At 63.5% G+C, this 14,085-nt stretch carries 17 protein-coding genes; 7 read left to right on the top strand and 10 right to left on the bottom strand.

The window, feature by feature from the left end; genetic code table 11:
• Window positions 1-45: 45 nt before the first annotated feature.
• The gene (locus AB1N67_RS17980) at window positions 46-423 is read right to left on the bottom strand and encodes a hypothetical protein (protein ID WP_043209812.1); all 378 of its coding nucleotides are present in this window, start codon (window positions 421-423) and stop codon (window positions 46-48) included.
• A gap of 231 nt (window positions 424-654) precedes the next feature.
• On the bottom strand, window positions 655-1,842 hold the full coding sequence (locus tag AB1N67_RS17975) for an MFS transporter (protein WP_090343751.1): 1,188 nt from the start codon (window positions 1,840-1,842) through the stop codon (window positions 655-657).
• Between the two features lie 107 nt (window positions 1,843-1,949).
• On the opposite strand from AB1N67_RS17975, the gene AB1N67_RS17970 reads away from it, so the two are divergent.
• On the top strand, window positions 1,950-2,828 hold the full coding sequence (locus tag AB1N67_RS17970) for a LysR family transcriptional regulator (protein ID WP_090343753.1): 879 nt from the start codon (window positions 1,950-1,952) through the stop codon (window positions 2,826-2,828).
• A gap of 44 nt (window positions 2,829-2,872) precedes the next feature.
• Here AB1N67_RS17970 and AB1N67_RS17965 read toward each other — a convergent pair whose 3' ends face one another.
• Window positions 2,873-3,622 carry a 3-oxoacyl-ACP reductase family protein gene (locus AB1N67_RS17965; RefSeq protein WP_043209818.1) on the bottom strand — a complete coding sequence of 250 codons (750 nt, stop codon included), beginning with the start codon at window positions 3,620-3,622 and terminating at the stop codon, window positions 2,873-2,875.
• A 118-nt stretch (window positions 3,623-3,740) separates the two neighbouring features.
• Here AB1N67_RS17965 and AB1N67_RS17960 point away from each other — a divergent pair, with 118 nt between their 5' ends.
• On the top strand, window positions 3,741-4,679 hold the full coding sequence (locus AB1N67_RS17960) for a LysR family transcriptional regulator (protein WP_102082385.1): 939 nt from the start codon (window positions 3,741-3,743) through the stop codon (window positions 4,677-4,679).
• A gap of 46 nt (window positions 4,680-4,725) precedes the next feature.
• On the opposite strand, the gene AB1N67_RS17955 is transcribed toward AB1N67_RS17960, so the two are convergent.
• Together AB1N67_RS17955 and AB1N67_RS17950 are read right to left on the bottom strand one after the other, a co-directional pair.
• On the bottom strand, window positions 4,726-5,208 hold the full coding sequence (locus tag AB1N67_RS17955) for a GreA/GreB family elongation factor (RefSeq protein WP_182942590.1): 483 nt from the start codon (window positions 5,206-5,208) through the stop codon (window positions 4,726-4,728).
• 2 nt (window positions 5,209-5,210) lie between these two features.
• Complete coding sequence (locus AB1N67_RS17950) at window positions 5,211-5,594, bottom strand: hypothetical protein (RefSeq protein WP_102082387.1); 384 nt, start codon at window positions 5,592-5,594, stop codon at window positions 5,211-5,213.
• A 131-nt stretch (window positions 5,595-5,725) separates the two neighbouring features.
• On the opposite strand from AB1N67_RS17950, the gene earP reads away from it, so the two are divergent.
• Entirely contained in the window at window positions 5,726-6,859 is a 1,134-nt protein-coding gene (gene earP, locus AB1N67_RS17945; RefSeq protein WP_102082388.1) for an elongation factor P maturation arginine rhamnosyltransferase EarP, read from the top strand.
• Window positions 6,860-6,907: 48 nt separating this feature from the next.
• On the top strand, window positions 6,908-7,477 hold the full coding sequence (efp, locus tag AB1N67_RS17940; RefSeq protein ID WP_043209827.1) for an elongation factor P: 570 nt from the start codon (window positions 6,908-6,910) through the stop codon (window positions 7,475-7,477).
• Between the two features lie 154 nt (window positions 7,478-7,631).
• On the opposite strand, the gene AB1N67_RS17935 is transcribed toward efp, so the two are convergent.
• From AB1N67_RS17935 to AB1N67_RS17925, 3 genes are all read right to left on the bottom strand, one after another.
• On the bottom strand, window positions 7,632-8,060 hold the full coding sequence (locus AB1N67_RS17935; protein WP_043209829.1) for an organic hydroperoxide resistance protein: 429 nt from the start codon (window positions 8,058-8,060) through the stop codon (window positions 7,632-7,634).
• A gap of 129 nt (window positions 8,061-8,189) precedes the next feature.
• Window positions 8,190-8,645: a MarR family winged helix-turn-helix transcriptional regulator gene (locus AB1N67_RS17930; RefSeq protein WP_043209831.1), complete on the bottom strand. Its 456-nt coding sequence runs from the start codon at window positions 8,643-8,645 to the stop codon at window positions 8,190-8,192.
• 58 nt (window positions 8,646-8,703) lie between these two features.
• Window positions 8,704-9,657, bottom strand: coding sequence for a LysR family transcriptional regulator (locus AB1N67_RS17925; protein WP_367863326.1), 954 nt, complete (start codon window positions 9,655-9,657; stop codon window positions 8,704-8,706).
• A 111-nt stretch (window positions 9,658-9,768) separates the two neighbouring features.
• Here AB1N67_RS17925 and AB1N67_RS17920 point away from each other — a divergent pair, with 111 nt between their 5' ends.
• The gene (locus AB1N67_RS17920; RefSeq protein ID WP_182819132.1) at window positions 9,769-10,518 is read left to right on the top strand and encodes a sulfite exporter TauE/SafE family protein; all 750 of its coding nucleotides are present in this window, start codon (window positions 9,769-9,771) and stop codon (window positions 10,516-10,518) included.
• Window positions 10,519-10,527: 9 nt separating this feature from the next.
• Here the strand turns inward: AB1N67_RS17920 and AB1N67_RS17915 are convergent, their stop codons facing one another.
• Window positions 10,528-11,379: a LysR substrate-binding domain-containing protein gene (locus AB1N67_RS17915; RefSeq protein WP_052352446.1), complete on the bottom strand. Its 852-nt coding sequence runs from the start codon at window positions 11,377-11,379 to the stop codon at window positions 10,528-10,530.
• Between the two features lie 96 nt (window positions 11,380-11,475).
• On the opposite strand from AB1N67_RS17915, the gene AB1N67_RS17910 reads away from it, so the two are divergent.
• Window positions 11,476-11,697, top strand: coding sequence for a DUF1127 domain-containing protein (locus AB1N67_RS17910; protein ID WP_043209839.1), 222 nt, complete (start codon window positions 11,476-11,478; stop codon window positions 11,695-11,697).
• A 102-nt stretch (window positions 11,698-11,799) separates the two neighbouring features.
• Here AB1N67_RS17910 and AB1N67_RS17905 read toward each other — a convergent pair whose 3' ends face one another.
• A complete protein-coding gene (locus AB1N67_RS17905; RefSeq protein ID WP_043209841.1) occupies window positions 11,800-13,146 on the bottom strand; it encodes a class II 3-deoxy-7-phosphoheptulonate synthase in 1,347 nt (448 codons plus the stop codon).
• A 117-nt stretch (window positions 13,147-13,263) separates the two neighbouring features.
• Between AB1N67_RS17905 and AB1N67_RS17900 the strand changes: the two genes are divergently transcribed.
• The gene (locus AB1N67_RS17900) at window positions 13,264-14,019 is read left to right on the top strand and encodes a spermidine synthase (RefSeq protein WP_043209843.1); all 756 of its coding nucleotides are present in this window, start codon (window positions 13,264-13,266) and stop codon (window positions 14,017-14,019) included.
• Window positions 14,020-14,085: the final 66 nt, after the last annotated feature.

The raw sequence follows: 14,085 nt of genomic DNA, 5'->3' as shown, positions 1-14,085 counted from the left end.
TTCGCAGGCACCTGGGGACTGAAACGATTGGGTGAAGAAAAAAGATCAGCGAGCGGCGGAGCGCTGATGTTTTCGCCAGTTGTCGTCGATCTTCGACCAGGTCTTGCCGTCGGTAATGGCCATCAGTTTGCGGCCGTCCTTGAAGGTGGCCAGGAAGGTAGCCTCTTCATCCTTGCCGCCTAGCCAGAGCCCGGCAAGCAGGCCGACGGGCCCTGCTACCAAGGCACCGGCCACTCCCCAGCCGATGGCGCTGCCCAGGCTGCGACTGGGCTCGAGGCTGGCGAGCCTGAGGTCCTTGATGCGTGTGAGGGAAATCCGCTCGCCTGGGGATGGGCTGCGCGGGGTCTTGAGTGTGAGCGATCCATTGCGATACTCGCCTTCACCTTGCAAGAAATCGCCGGATTGCACCGTGAGTCTTGTCATTGTGTCGTCCTGTCCGGGAAAGGGCTTTGACCAGCGCCTACTGAGCGCTGTGGCGCTCGGCAAGTCAACGGGCAGGCGACGGAGGGTTGGTGGCGCACTGCCGCAGGATTTTTGCTGTAGCCCACGGGCAGGTACAACGATGTTCGTCTGCGCCGGCTCTTTCGCGGTTAACCCCCCACAAGGCTTGCGTAGGCCCGATGGGAGCGGGTTTACCCGCGAAAGATCAGACCGTCACGCCGACTGCATGGCCAGCTTGCGCTTGCGTTCGGCCAGCGCCCATACCACCAGGGCCAGTGTGCCGATGACCAGGCCGGCCACGACGATCCCCATCCAGCCCTGGCGTTGGAACAACTGGGTGCCCAGCAACGAGCCCAGCGCACCACCGATGAAGTAGCAGGTGATGTACCCGGCGTTGAGCCGTGTGCGGGCTTCTGGGCGCAAAGCGATCACCGCGTTCTGGTTGCTGACGTGTATCAGCTGCACCGCAAGGTCCAGTACCAGCACTCCGATCAGCAACGCCATCAGCGAGCTCTGGGCAAAGCCCAGCGGCACCCACGACAGCAGCAGGGCGACCAGCCCGACGGTAGTGCCCAGCGAGCCCTGGCCACGGTCGGCCAGGCGTCCGGCCCAATTGGCCGACAATGCACCGGCCGCCCCCGCCAGACCGAACAGGCCGATCACGGCATCGGAGTACTGGTAAGGCTCACGGGCCAGGAGGAAGGCCAAAGGGGTCCAGAACAAGGCGAACAGACTGAACGCCAGCAGGCCCAGCAGCGAACGCAGGCGCAGTACCGGTTCTTCGACGAACAGGCGGAACACCGATCCGATCAGGGCCGGGTACTTGAGTCCCGCGTGGGAGTGGTGCTGCGGCAGGCTGCGATACAGGGCGATGGCGGTCACCGCCATCAATACCGCGGCCAGTACATAGATGCTGCGCCAGCCGCCGATCTCCGCCATGAACCCTGCGGCAGTACGTGCCAGAAGAATGCCCAGCAGTAACCCGCTCATCAGCGTGCCCACGGCGCGGCCGCGTTGCTCTGGGGCGCTGAGGGTGGCGGCCATTGGCACCAGCACCTGGGCCACCACTGAGAACAGTCCGGTCAGCGCCGTGCCGAGCAACAGCCAGGGCAGGCTCGGCGCGCAGGCGCTGATCACCAGGCCCAAGGTGGCGATGGCGACCATGCACACGATCAAGCGGCGCTGTTCGAACAGGTCGCCGAGCGGCGCCAAAAGCAACAGGCCAGCCCCGTAGCTGAGCTGGGCGGCGATGACGATGGTCCCGGCGCTGGCAGTGTCCAGGCCAAATTGTTCGGCGATGCTGTGTAGCAGCGGTTGGGCGTAGTAGTTGCTGGCCACGGCCAGGCCGGTGGCGGTGGCCATCAGCAGGATCAAGGCGCGGCTCAGGGAGGGGGTGTTCATGGTTGCTCTCATTGCGGGCAATCGGAAGTGAAGGCAAGTATCGGGAAGTGCACGGCATGACGCCAATGTATAGTTTTCAACTTATCTATCTCTAAAACAGATCAATCATGAACTTCAAGCAGCTCGAATATGCCTTGGCCGTGGCCGACACCGGCAGTTTCACCCGCGCGGCCGAGCGCTGCCATGTCGTGCAGTCGGCACTCAGCCATCAGGTGGCCCGGCTGGAGGCGCAACTGGGGGTGAACCTGTTCGAGCGAAGTTCGCGGCGGGTGCGGCTCACGCCAGCCGGTGAGGCCTTCGTGCGCAGTGCGCGGCCGGCGGTGGAAGCGGCGCTGCGCATTCCAGAGGACGTCGCGGCGGCCTGCGGCCAGGTGCGAGGACGCTTGGCGATCGGTGAAATCAGTTCGCTCACAGCGCTCGATCTGGTTGATCTGCTGGCGGTGTTTCACCAGCGCTACCCAGACGTGGACATCCGCTGGTTGACCGCCAAGAGCGAATGGCTGGTGGCCGATGTCAATGAGCGGCGCCTGGATGTCGGCTTCATCGGCCTGTGGCAGGGCGAGACGTTGCAGGGCGTGCAGCATCGTTTGCTGGCCCGTGAGGCCTTGGTGGCGGTACTGCATCCGGATCATCCTTTGGCAAATCGTGGGCAACTGGCCCTGGCAGCGCTCTCGGACCAAGTGTTGGTGGACTTTCCCGAAGGGACCGGTGCGCGCCGGCAGACCGATGAGGCGTTCCTGGCAGCGGGTGTGCAGCGTCGGGTGCAGTTTGAGATCGGTCATATCCGCCTGGTGGAAAAATTCGTCCAGCGCGGCATGGCCGTGGGCTTGGTCCCCGAGCGCATCGCCCAGGGTTTTCAAGGCGTGGCCATGGCGTACCTGGACGAGGCGCCTGTGCGTCACTTGTACGCGGTGTGGTCGAGCAGCCCGACGCCGGCGGCGCGGGCGTTCCTCGAGTTGCTCCAGGCGCATCTGCAGCCACTGTGAGATGTCGCCTCTTCGCGGGCAAATCCGAGAAGAGGCGACACGACTCAGGCGGCAAAGCCGCCGTCGGCCGTCAGGCTTGCGCCGGTGATATAACCGGCTTCAGGGCCAGCCAGGTAGGCAACGAAGCTGGCGATCTCTTCGACTTTCCCGTAGCGCCCGATGGCCATCAGTGGGATCAGGCTGTCGGCGAACTCGCCCGACGCCGGGTTCATGTCGGTGTCCACCGGCCCGGGCTGCACGTTGTTCACGGTAATGCCCTGTGGGCCCAGGTCGCGAGCCATACCCCGGGTCAGGCCGACCAGTGCCGATTTGCTCATGGCATAGGGCGCGCCGCCTGCGAACGGCATGCGCTCGGCGTTGGTGCTGCCGATGTTGATGATCCGTCCGCCTTGGCCCATATGACGTGCCGCCGCCTGGCTGGCGACGAACACGCTGCGCACGTTGATGGCCAGCATACGGTCGAACTCGGCCAGGTCGAACTCGGTCACCGGCGCCACGGCGAGCACGCCGGCGTTGTTCACCAGGATGTCGAGGCGGCCAAAGGCTTCGACGGTCGCCTGCACGGCCTGCTGCACGGCGGCGGCATCGGCGCTGTCGGCGCGCAGCGCCAGTGCCTGGCCGCCTTCGGCGTGGATGTCGGCAACCAACGTGGCAGCGGTCTCGGTAGCGCTGACATAGGTGAAGGCGACCTTGGCGCCTTCCTTGGCCAGGCGGCGGACGATCGCCGCGCCGATGCCGCGAGAACCGCCCTGGACCAGAGCTACCTTGCCGTTGAGGTTGAATGTGTTGGACATGCTGATCTCCTGCTTCTAAGCAAGGCCCGATGCCTTGGATGGACGCAGTATCGACCCTGGATTACCTGCTGATAAGATGGCAATCACGATTAGCAGAGTAAACCTTAGGTTGATAATCATGGCCATGGAATCGTTCAGCACACTGGAGTGCTTCATTCGCAGTGCCGAGGTGGGCAGTTTCGCTGAGGCGGCCCGACGCCTGTCCCTGACCCCGGCGGCCGTCGGCAAGAACGTCGCCCAACTGGAAGCACGATTGGGCGTGCGGCTGTTTCAGCGCAGCACGCGCAAGCTCACCCTGACCGAAGCAGGGCAGCGGTTTCTGGGCGAGGTCAGCGACAGCTTTCGCACCATCCAGTACGCCATGGCTAACCTGGCCAGCGCCGAAGGCCAGCCGGCCGGGGCCTTGCGGGTGAGCATGGGCACGGTGTTCGGGCGCCTGTACGTATTGCCATTGCTGGGAGAGTTTTTGCAGCGATACCCGGCGATCATCCCGGATTGGCACTTCGACAACCGCCAGGTCGATCTCATAGGTCAAGGTTTCGATGCAGCCATCGGCGGCGGCTTCGAGCTGCCGCCGGGCGTGGTGGCGCGCAAACTGACGCCTGCGCATCGGGTGCTGGTGGCTGCACCTGACTACTTGCAACGCCACGGGCCGATCGAGGCACCTGAGGCGTTGCCGCGCCATACCGGTATTCTCATCCGTTCGCCCCAGACCGGCCGCGTGCGTTCCTGGCCGCTGACCAGCCGCTGGCAGGAACAGCGGCCTTTGCAACTGTACCAGGCGATGACCATGAGCGATTCGGACGCCGCCTGTGTGGTGGCCGAGCAGGGATTGGGCATTGCCTTGGTCAGCCTGCCGTTCGCAGTGCCCTATCTGGTGGCCGGGCGTTTGCGTAGAGTGCTGCCGGATTGGTACGTCGACGATGGGCATATCAGCTTGTACTACGCCGAGCACAAGCTGCTGCCGGGCAAGACCCGGGCGTTCATCGATTTTGTGGTGCAGCGGTTTGCCGTACAGGGGTTGGCGAGGCGGTTCAATGCTCTGGAAACGCTGTAGATTTGCGGGTTTGGCGTGTGTGGATTCACCCCGCCGATGGGCCCGCTCAGACCACCTCGACTACCACCTGAACCTGAGCCACGCCGGCCACCACCAAGCTCACTTCGTCATCGACCTTCTTGCCCAGCAACTGCTGCCCCAAGGGCGAGCGCGGGGTGATGACCGTTACCTGTCCATCCCCTGCATCGATCTTGAGCCCGGCGGCCTCGGGACCTAGGAACAGCAGACGTTGCTCACCGCTTTTGTCTTCCAGAGTGACAAGGTTGCTGATCTGGATACCGCGCGCCGGATCATAGTCGCGTAGCAGCAACTGCTGGTACGCCAGCAGCGACTGGCGGATCTCGGCTGTGCGTCGGGCCTGGCCGGTGGCGAGATACGAGGCCTCGAGACTCAGGGTGTCGTATTTGTTCTCGGCGATGTTCTCCTCAGCGGTAGCCGCTTCGTAGGCGGTCTGGGCCGCGCGACGGAGCACATCCTCATCGCGTGCGAGGGTCTCGACGATACGGGCGAGCAGGGCAGTCTTGTCCATGGTCAGTAGCAGAATTCCAGCACGTTGGCCTGGCTCTTGTCGGTGGGGGCGGTGCGGTTCTGCTGCAGCCAGAACTGGCACTTGGGGTTGTTCAGGTTGCGCGGGTTGCCCTGTGCGGCATCGGCGGCCTGGCGGGCCTGTTGCTCCTGCAGGATCACCTTGTAGCGTTCGAACATCTCGGCCTGGGCATCGGCGGGCTGGGCGGGTGCTGGCGCAGCGGGGTAGAGGGCCGGTGCAACGGTCTGGGCCACCGGCTGCGGCCACCACCGCCAGGCCAGCCATAGGCTCAGGGCGATGGCCACGGCGCCGAGCCATAGGCCAAAGGCCACGCAGAGGATCAGCTGCGCAGGCTTGAGGGTAATCTTCAGTTCGCGGTGACGGGGCATGAGGGCCTCCTGGCAGGCAGTTCTTGGCCTGCATTGTCGCATGGCGGCGGTCGATATTTTCAGCTTCGCGCTTTCGTCTGCGACAATTTATCCGCAGAATCCGCGGTTTTTCCGCGGTGAGGGGAGTGGGCATGAAAGCCACCTGGGACATCTTCTGCACAGTCGTGGACAACTACGGCGATATCGGCGTGACTTGGCGCCTGGCCCGGCAACTGGTGGCCGAACAGGGCCTGGCCGTACGCCTGTGGGTGGATGATTTGACCGCGTTCGTGCGCTTGTGTCCGCAAGCTGATGCCGGTGCCTCGCAGCAATGGCAGGCAGGTGTCGACGTGCGGCACTGGCCGGCTCCGTGGCAGCCGGTGGAGCCCGCCGATGTGGTGATCGGCGCCTTTGGTTGCCGGCTGCCTGCGGACTACGTCGAGGCCCTGCGGCTGCTTCCCCAGCCTGCGTTGTGGCTGAACCTCGAATACCTCAGCGCCGAAGACTGGGTGGAGGGCTGCCACGGGTTGCCTTCGCCACAGGCCAATGGCCTGCGGACGGTGTTTTTCTTCCCAGGCTTCACCGACAAGACCGGCGGCTTGCTGCGCGAGGGCTCGCTGCTGGCTCGGCGTGAGGCCTTCGAGGCGGATCCAGCGGCACGCCGGGCGTTTCTCCAGCGCCTGGGTGTGCAGGTGGAGGATGGCACTCGGTTGATCTCGCTGTTCGCCTACGAGAACGCGCAACTGGGGAACTGGCTCGAGGCGCTGGCCGAGGATGCCCAACCCAGCCACCTGCTGGTGCCAGAGGGACGCATCCTGGCCGATGTGCGTCGTTGGCTCGACGCGCCAACCCTGGGCATTGGCGATGTGCGGCGCAGAGGCGCGTTGACCGTGCAGATCCTGCCTTTCGTCAGCCAGGATGACTACGACCGGTTGCTCTGGGCTTGCGACTTCAATGCCGTGCGTGGCGAAGATTCGTTCGTGCGCGCCCAGTGGGCCGGCCGGCCCATGCTGTGGCACATCTATGTCCAGGAAGAGAACGCCCATTGGGAAAAACTCGAGGCGTTTCTCGCACTTTATCGCCAAGGCCTATCAGAAAAAGCAGGGGATGCGCTGGTCGATCTTTGGCGTGCCTGGAACAAGGATCAGGACATGGGCGCCGCCTGGCGCGGGGCGCTTGGGCACTGGCCGGAGCTCGTGGCCCATGCCCGCCAATGGAGCGCCGCACAGGCCGCTCGGCCGGACCTTGCCACGACGCTGGTACAGTTTTACCGAAATTGGCTATGATACGCGGCCTCGATTTTTATAAATCCATCCAGATTCGGATACTTCGTAATGAAAACTGGTAAAGAACTGAAACCCGGTACCGTACTGCGGATCGACAACGACCCGTGGCTAGTACAGAAAGCCGAATTCACCAAGTCCGGTCGCAACAGCGCGATCATGAAGACCAAGCTCAAGAACCTGCTGACCGGCTACAAGACTGAAACCGTCTACTTCGCCGACGACAAGCTGGACGACGTGATCCTCGATCGCAAGGAAGTCACCCTGTCCTTCATCAGCGGTGATGCCTACACCTTCATGGACACCACCGACTACACCATGTACGAACTGAACGCCGAAGACATCGACGCCGTTCTGCCGTACATCGAAGAAGGCATGCAGGACGTCTGCGCCCTGACCATGTACGAAGAGAAAGTCGTATCGGTCGAACTGCCGACCACTATCAGCCGTCAGGTCACCTACACCGAGAACGCCGCCCGTGGCGACACCTCGGGCAAGGTCATGAAGCCGGCCAAACTGGCCAACGGCACCGAAATTCAGGTTGCCGACTTCATCGAGATCGACGAGTGGATCGACATCGACACTCGCGACGGCAGCTTCAAGGGCCGTTCCAAGAAGTAATCCTTCTTGCGATCGCAAAAAACCCGGCCTCGGCCGGGTTTTTTTATGCCACTGCAAAATCTTCATGTGATGCCTGGCAGTGCCTTTTACGGGGATGAACCCGCTCCCAGGAGGACACCGTGGCCCTGTAGGGGCGGGTTTCGCGCGAAGAGGCTCAGACGGTCACATGCAGCCTGACATCCACATTGTTGCGGGTGGCGTTGGAGTAAGGGCACACGTGGTGCGCCTTCTCGACCAGGTCCTCGGCTTCGGCCTGGGCCAGGCCTGGCAGGTTGATGTGCAGATCGATGTCCAGACCGAACCCGCCGGGGATCTGGCCGATGCCGACCTTGGCCGTGATCGAGCTGTCTGCTGGCAGTTGCTTCTTGGCCTGGCCTGCGACGAACTTCAAGGCGCCGATGAAGCAGGCCGAGTAGCCGGCGGCGAACATCTGCTCAGGGTTGGTGCCTTCGCCGCCTGCGCCGCCCAATTCCTTGGGAGTGCTCAGTTTGACCTCGAGCTTGCCGTCGCTGGAGCGGGATTTACCATCGCGACCGCCGGTGGAGGTTGCTTCAGCGATGTACAGGGGAGTGACCTTTTGCATCTTGAGCCTCGCTTGTGTGCTGTGCGCAATGGCGCTGGGGTGGGTACGGGACTTAAATTAGCGCTCAATTATTTTGCGCGCAAGATAAATTTGCCACCGCTCATCGGAACGGCCCTACCAGCATAGCCCTCAGAGGTTTTTTTGCAGGCTGGCGCGCAACTCCAACAGGTCGGCTTGCAGTTGTTGCAGACGTTCGACGCTACGCCCGCTGGCTTGCAGGATGCACGGGGGTACGCGCTTGGCCTCGTTCTGCAGGGCGCGGCCCTTGTCGGTGAGTTCTACCAGTACCACCCGTTCATCCTCACGGCTGCGGGTGCGCTTGAGCAGGCCTTCGCTTTCCAGGCGTTTGAGCAAGGGTGTGAGAGAACCGGGATCGGTGAGCAGGCGTTGGCTGATCTCGCCCACGGTCAGGCCGTCCTGCTCCCAGAGCACGAGCATGGCCAGGTACTGCGGATAAGTCAGGCCCAAGGCTTGCAACAGGGGCTTGTAGACCTTGGTCATCAGCAACGAGGTGGAGTGCAGGGCGAAACAGACCTGGTTGTCCAGCAGCAGCTCGTCGCAGGGGGCTTTGGTGGTGGCGTTCATGCAGGTCCTTCAATGAGTTCAAGGTGAAAATCTAGCACGCTGATGGTTAGCGCGCTTACTACCCGCGCAGTTCGCTGCGCAGGGCCAAGTCCCATGGTGGTATCGGGCTGAATCGGCTCTTGAGGAATTCGAGCAGCAAGCGACTGCGAGAGTTCGTTTCATGTGCCAGGCGCATTGCATAGATGCCGCTGCTTTCTGCTGGCGGCAGGCCGTTGTCGCAGAACAACGGCACCAGTTCACCCCGCAGCAGGTAGTCGCTGATCAACCACGTGGGCAGGTGCGCGATGCCGAGCCCGGCCAGGGCGCCGAACAGCAGGGTTTCGGCATTGTTGGCTGCCATGCGCATGCGCGCGGGGCGGTACAGGCGTGCCTGGCCATTTACCGTGAAGCGCCAGGCGAAGGGGGGAGCCAGTCCGTCCCAGTCCAGGCCGTGGTGCTCCGGCAGTTCGCTGGGGCAGGCCGGTACGCCGCGGCTGGCCAGGTAGGCGGGGCTGGCACAGGCAATGCGCACCATGTACGCCAGGGGTGTGGCCACCAGGCGGGTGTCGGCCAGGGGGCCTGCACGCAGTATCAGGTCGACCTCTCCCAGGTGGCTGCCGTGCAGGTCGACGAAGCTGTCGATCAAGCGCAGTTGCACATCCAGGCCCGGGTAGACCGCCAGGAAATCGGCAATCGCTGGGGCCAGGTGGCGACGCCCGAAGGCAGCCGGGGCATCGACGCGGATCAGGCCTTCCGGCGCGCTGCTCAAGGACACTGCTTCGGCCCGCGCCAGGCGCAGCTCCTCGATGATGCGCCTGGCACGTTCGGCGAAAGCCTTGCCGGCGGGCGTGGCTCGAACCGCGTGGGTGCTACGGTCGAACAGGCGGCTGCCCACCGCCTGTTCGAGATTGTCGATGCGCCGCGCCACGGCCGAAGGCGTCAGCGGGTGACGCCGGGCGGCGGCGGAAAAACTGCCGGTTTCCAGTACATCGAGGAACAGGCTCAGTTGTTCGGTGAGAATATCGGGGCTCATGGTGGCTCTGCTTGTGCGAATAACGCAAAGCCATTGTGCGCTGCTGTGCGTTTCCGTGCCAGGCATCAATCGCTAGCATGCGGATAATCGTTGAATGTGGATGAGGCCCTGATGATCGAGTGGTTGATGAACATAGCGCTGGGCGCGGCCCTGGGTACTCTGGGTGGTCTGTTCGGCATCGGTGGCGGTCTGATCGCCATTCCGGCCCTTGGAGTGCTGTTCGGCCTCGACCAGCAACTGGCCCAGGGCACGGCCTTGGTCATGGTGGTGCCGAACGTGTTGCTGGCGCTGTGGCGCTATCACCAGCGCAACCGCATCGAACTGCGCCACGCGCTGCCGTTGGCGGCGTGCAGCTTTTTGTTCGCTTGGCTTGGGTCGATCTGGGCGGTGGGCATCGACGCCCATTCCATGCGCCTGGGCTTCGTGGGCTTTCTGGTGGCGCTGGCGGTGTGGAATGTGGCGCGGATGTTCCTACCGGTCGCCCCGCCGAGCACCGAGCTGCGCTACCCCTGGCCGTGGCTGGGCGTGCTGGGCAGTTTTGCCGGTGCCATGGGCGGGTTGTTCGGGGTAGGCGGGGCAGTGGTGGCCACGCCGATCCTGACCAGCGTATTCGGCGCCACACAAGTTGTGGCGCAAGGGTTGTCCCTGGCCTTGGCCGCGCCCAGCACACTGGTGACACTGGTCACTTACGGCGTGCACGGGAGTGTTGACTGGCACGCGGGTATCGCGCTGGCCATCGGGGGCCTGCTCAGCATCAGCTGGGGAGTGAAGCTCGCCCACGCGCTCCCGGAAAAAGTACTGCGTACGCTGTTCTGTGCCTTCCTGGTGGTCTGTGCGGTGATGCTGGCGTACGAGCTGTAGTTGCCGGCCTTACTTGAATCCTTCCACGATGTAATCGGCCATGCAGTCGGTGATGGGCGACTGATGCTGGGTATTTCGCAGCAGCATCACGTTGGCCAAGGGCAGTTGCGGCAGGCCTTCCTGCTCACCGAGGGTGCGCAGGTTGCCGCTGATCAGGCTCTGCAGTTGCGCTGTCACCGCCAAGCCAGCGGTGACGATGGCGAAGATCGCCGCGAGGCTGGGGCTTGTGTAGGCGATGCGGTAGTCGATGCCTTGGCTTTCCAGGGCATTGCAGGTCCAGGCGCGGCAGAAGCAATCGGTGTTGAACAAGGCCAGAGGCATGGGCCGCTGCTCTTGCGGGCAAAAGCCCTGGGCTGCGGCCCAGACCAGCCGCTCCTGGCGCAGCAACTGGCCAATCTCGTTGCCAGGCTCGCGGGTGACGATGGTCAGGTCCAGATCCTGGCGCAGCATCAGTTGCTTGGACGAGTCGCAGTGCACCTCCACCTGGATCAGCGGATACGCCTGGGCGAAGCTTGAAAGAATGGTAGGCAGAAAGCGCATGGCGTAGTCGTCCGGCGTGCCGATGCGCACCACGCCGACCATGTGCGGCATGCGCAGGGTGTTGAACACCTCGCCCTGCAGCTTGAGGATGCGCCGGGCATAGCCGAGCAGGACCTGGCCTTCGGCGGTCAGGCGGACTTGGCGGCCGTCGCGCTCGAACAGCTGGCGTTGGAGGATGTCTTCTTCCAAGCGTTTCATCTGCATGCTCACCGCCGACTGGGTGCGGTTGACCACCTCGCCGGCGCGGGTGAAGCCGCCTTGCTCGGCAATTGCAACGAAGGTGCGCAGCACATCCGAATCCAGGTTCTGGTACTGGGACATTGCATCAATCTCCGAGATGCATGGCATTAGAAACATTCGTTGGATTGATCTTAAGCCTGGCGAGAGACTGAAGCCATCTTCACGGAGGGCTTCAAGATGAAAGGTCAGATCACTTCCCTGTACGTCAAACCTGCCTTTTCGATCACCCATCTGGGAGAGGCCGCACTGGCGCGGATCCTTCGCTGGTATCAGCTGTACCGTCAGCGCCGCGAGCTGCTGAGCCTGAGCGATGCGACCTTGCATGACCTGGGGTTGAGCCGGGCGGATATCCAGCAGGAGGCCGAGCGGCCATTCTGGGATGACCCACTGCGCAAATGACCGGGTGTTGCGGTAGTTTTTTGCGGGTAAACCCGCTCCTACAAGGGTATTGCCACCCTTGCGGTAGCGGGTTTACCCGCGAAGCCGCGACGCGATGCGCCCTTAGCGACGCACTTGCTTGAGCGTTTCGGCAATCAGGAAGGCCAGTTCCAGCGACTGATCAGCGTTGAGCCGTGGATCGCAATGGGTGTGGTAGCGATCCGACAAGCCATCCTCGGTGATCGGGCGCGCTCCGCCAATGCACTCGGTGACGTTCTGTCCGGTCATCTCGATGTGGATACCGCCGGCATACGAGCCTTCGGCCTGGTGCACCTGGAAGAACTGGCGCACCTCATCGAGAATCTGCGCGAAATCCCGCGTCTTGTAGCCGCTGCTGGCCTTGATGGTATTGCCGTGCATCGGGTCGGAGCTCCACAGCACTTTGCGACCTTCGCGCTCGACGGTGCGGATCAGCCCGGGCAGGTGATCGCCTACCTTGCCGGCGCCCATGCGCACGATCAGGTTCAGGCGGCCGGGGTCGTTGGCCGGGTTGAGGGTGTCGATCAGGCGGATCAGTTCCTCAGGGTTCATGCTCGGGCCGACCTTGACCCCGATCGGGTTGTGCACCCCGCGCAGGAACTCCACATGTGCGCCATCCAATTGCCGGGTACGGTCGCCGATCCACAGCATGTGCGCCGAGCAGTCGTAGTAGTCGCCGGTCAGGCTGTCGCTGCGCACGAAGGCTTCCTCGTAGTTGAGCAGCAAGGCTTCGTGGGCGGTGAAGAAGCTGGTTTCGCGCAATTGCGGCGCGCTATCCAGGCCGCAGGCACGCATGAAGGCCAGGGTTTCGTCGATCCGTCCGGCCAGTTGGTGGTATTTCTCCGACAGCGCCGAGTTGGCGATGAAGTCCAGATTCCATTTGTGCACCTGGTGCAGGTCGGCAAAGCCGCCCTGGGCGAACGCGCGCAATAGGTTCAGGCTGGCGGTGGCCTGGTGGTAGGCCTGCAGCAGGCGCTCGGGGTCCGGAACGCGGCTTTGCTCATCGAAACCGATGCCGTTGACGATGTCGCCCCGGTAGGCCGGCAGTGTCACCTGACCGATGGTCTCATCGCCTGCGGAGCGCGGCTTGGCGAATTGCCCGGCCATACGCCCGACCTTCACCACCGGGCAGCCGGCAGCGAAGGTCATGACGATCGCCATCTGCAGCAATACCTTGAAGGTGTCACGGATCTTGGCTGCCGAGAATTCGGCGAAGCTTTCGGCGCAGTCGCCACCCTGAAGCAGAAACGCCCGGCCCTCAGTCACCTCGGCGAACTGCCGGCGCAGCTCCCGGGCCTCACCGGCGAACACCAGGGGCGGGTAACTGGCCAGGGTCTGCTCGACCTTGAGCAGGTGCGCAGCATCGGGGTAGGTCGGTTGCTGCTGGATCGGCAGGGCGCGCCAGCTATCGGGACTCCAGGGTCGGTTCATCACAGGCTCGGTGTTGTCGGCTATAGGCATGATCGCCATGGTATCAGTTGGCGACGCGCTTGTTGCACCGGGGGCATTGGCGGAGAATGTCGGCTTTTGCGCGCACAGGTGTCGGTCATGGGGACGGAGCGGGAAGAGCGGTTGTTGGCCCGGGTCGAGGACGCCTTCGGGGTCATCAGCGTCTATGAAGTGGACGACTACCGCTTCCTGGAGTTTGGCGATGCCATCGAGCAAAGCTGCACGTTTACCGCCGACCCCAGCTGGCTGGAGTACGACTACACTCGCGCCATGCTGGTAGGCGCACTGTGCCATGAGCAGCCCGAGAGCGCGTTGTTCCTCGGCTTGGGGGCCGGCACCCTGACCCAGGCGTGTTTGAAGTTCCTGCCCTTGGACGATGTCGAAGCCATCGAGCTGCGGCCGGATGTGCCGCGCCTGGCCATGGAGTACATGGGCCTTGACGATGATCCGCGGCTGTACGTGCGGGTTGGCGATGCCCTGGAACTGCTGCCGACCGCCGAAAAGGCCGATCTGCTGTTCGTCGACCTGTATACCGACCACGGGCCGGGCGTCGGTCATCTGGCATGGGGCTTTTTGGAAAACTGCCAGAAGCAGCTAAACCCTGGCGGCTGGCTGGTGATCAACCAGTGGGCTGGCGATGATGGCAGGCCGCTGGGCGCGGCCTTGCTGCGTGGGCTGTACCATCGCCATTACTGGGAACTGCCGGTGAAGGAGGGCAACGTCATCCTGCTGGTACCGGCCGATCTCGAGCAAGTACTGGACCTGGACGGCGTGGGTGAGCGCGCCGCGGCCCTGGCGCCGCGTCTTGGGTATTCGCTGGAGTATCTGATCAAGGCGATCCGGCCCGCGACCTGATGGTTGACGAGCGTCTGGGGGGCGTCGCTGTCCATCGCGGCTGTAGAAACGATTCAGCGGCGACGA

The sequence above is a fragment of the Pseudomonas guariconensis genome (genome assembly GCF_040822035.1).
In the GTDB taxonomy this organism is placed as follows: domain Bacteria; phylum Pseudomonadota; class Gammaproteobacteria; order Pseudomonadales; family Pseudomonadaceae; genus Aquipseudomonas; species Aquipseudomonas guariconensis.
This window is presented reverse-complemented; position numbering and strand designations above follow the sequence as displayed.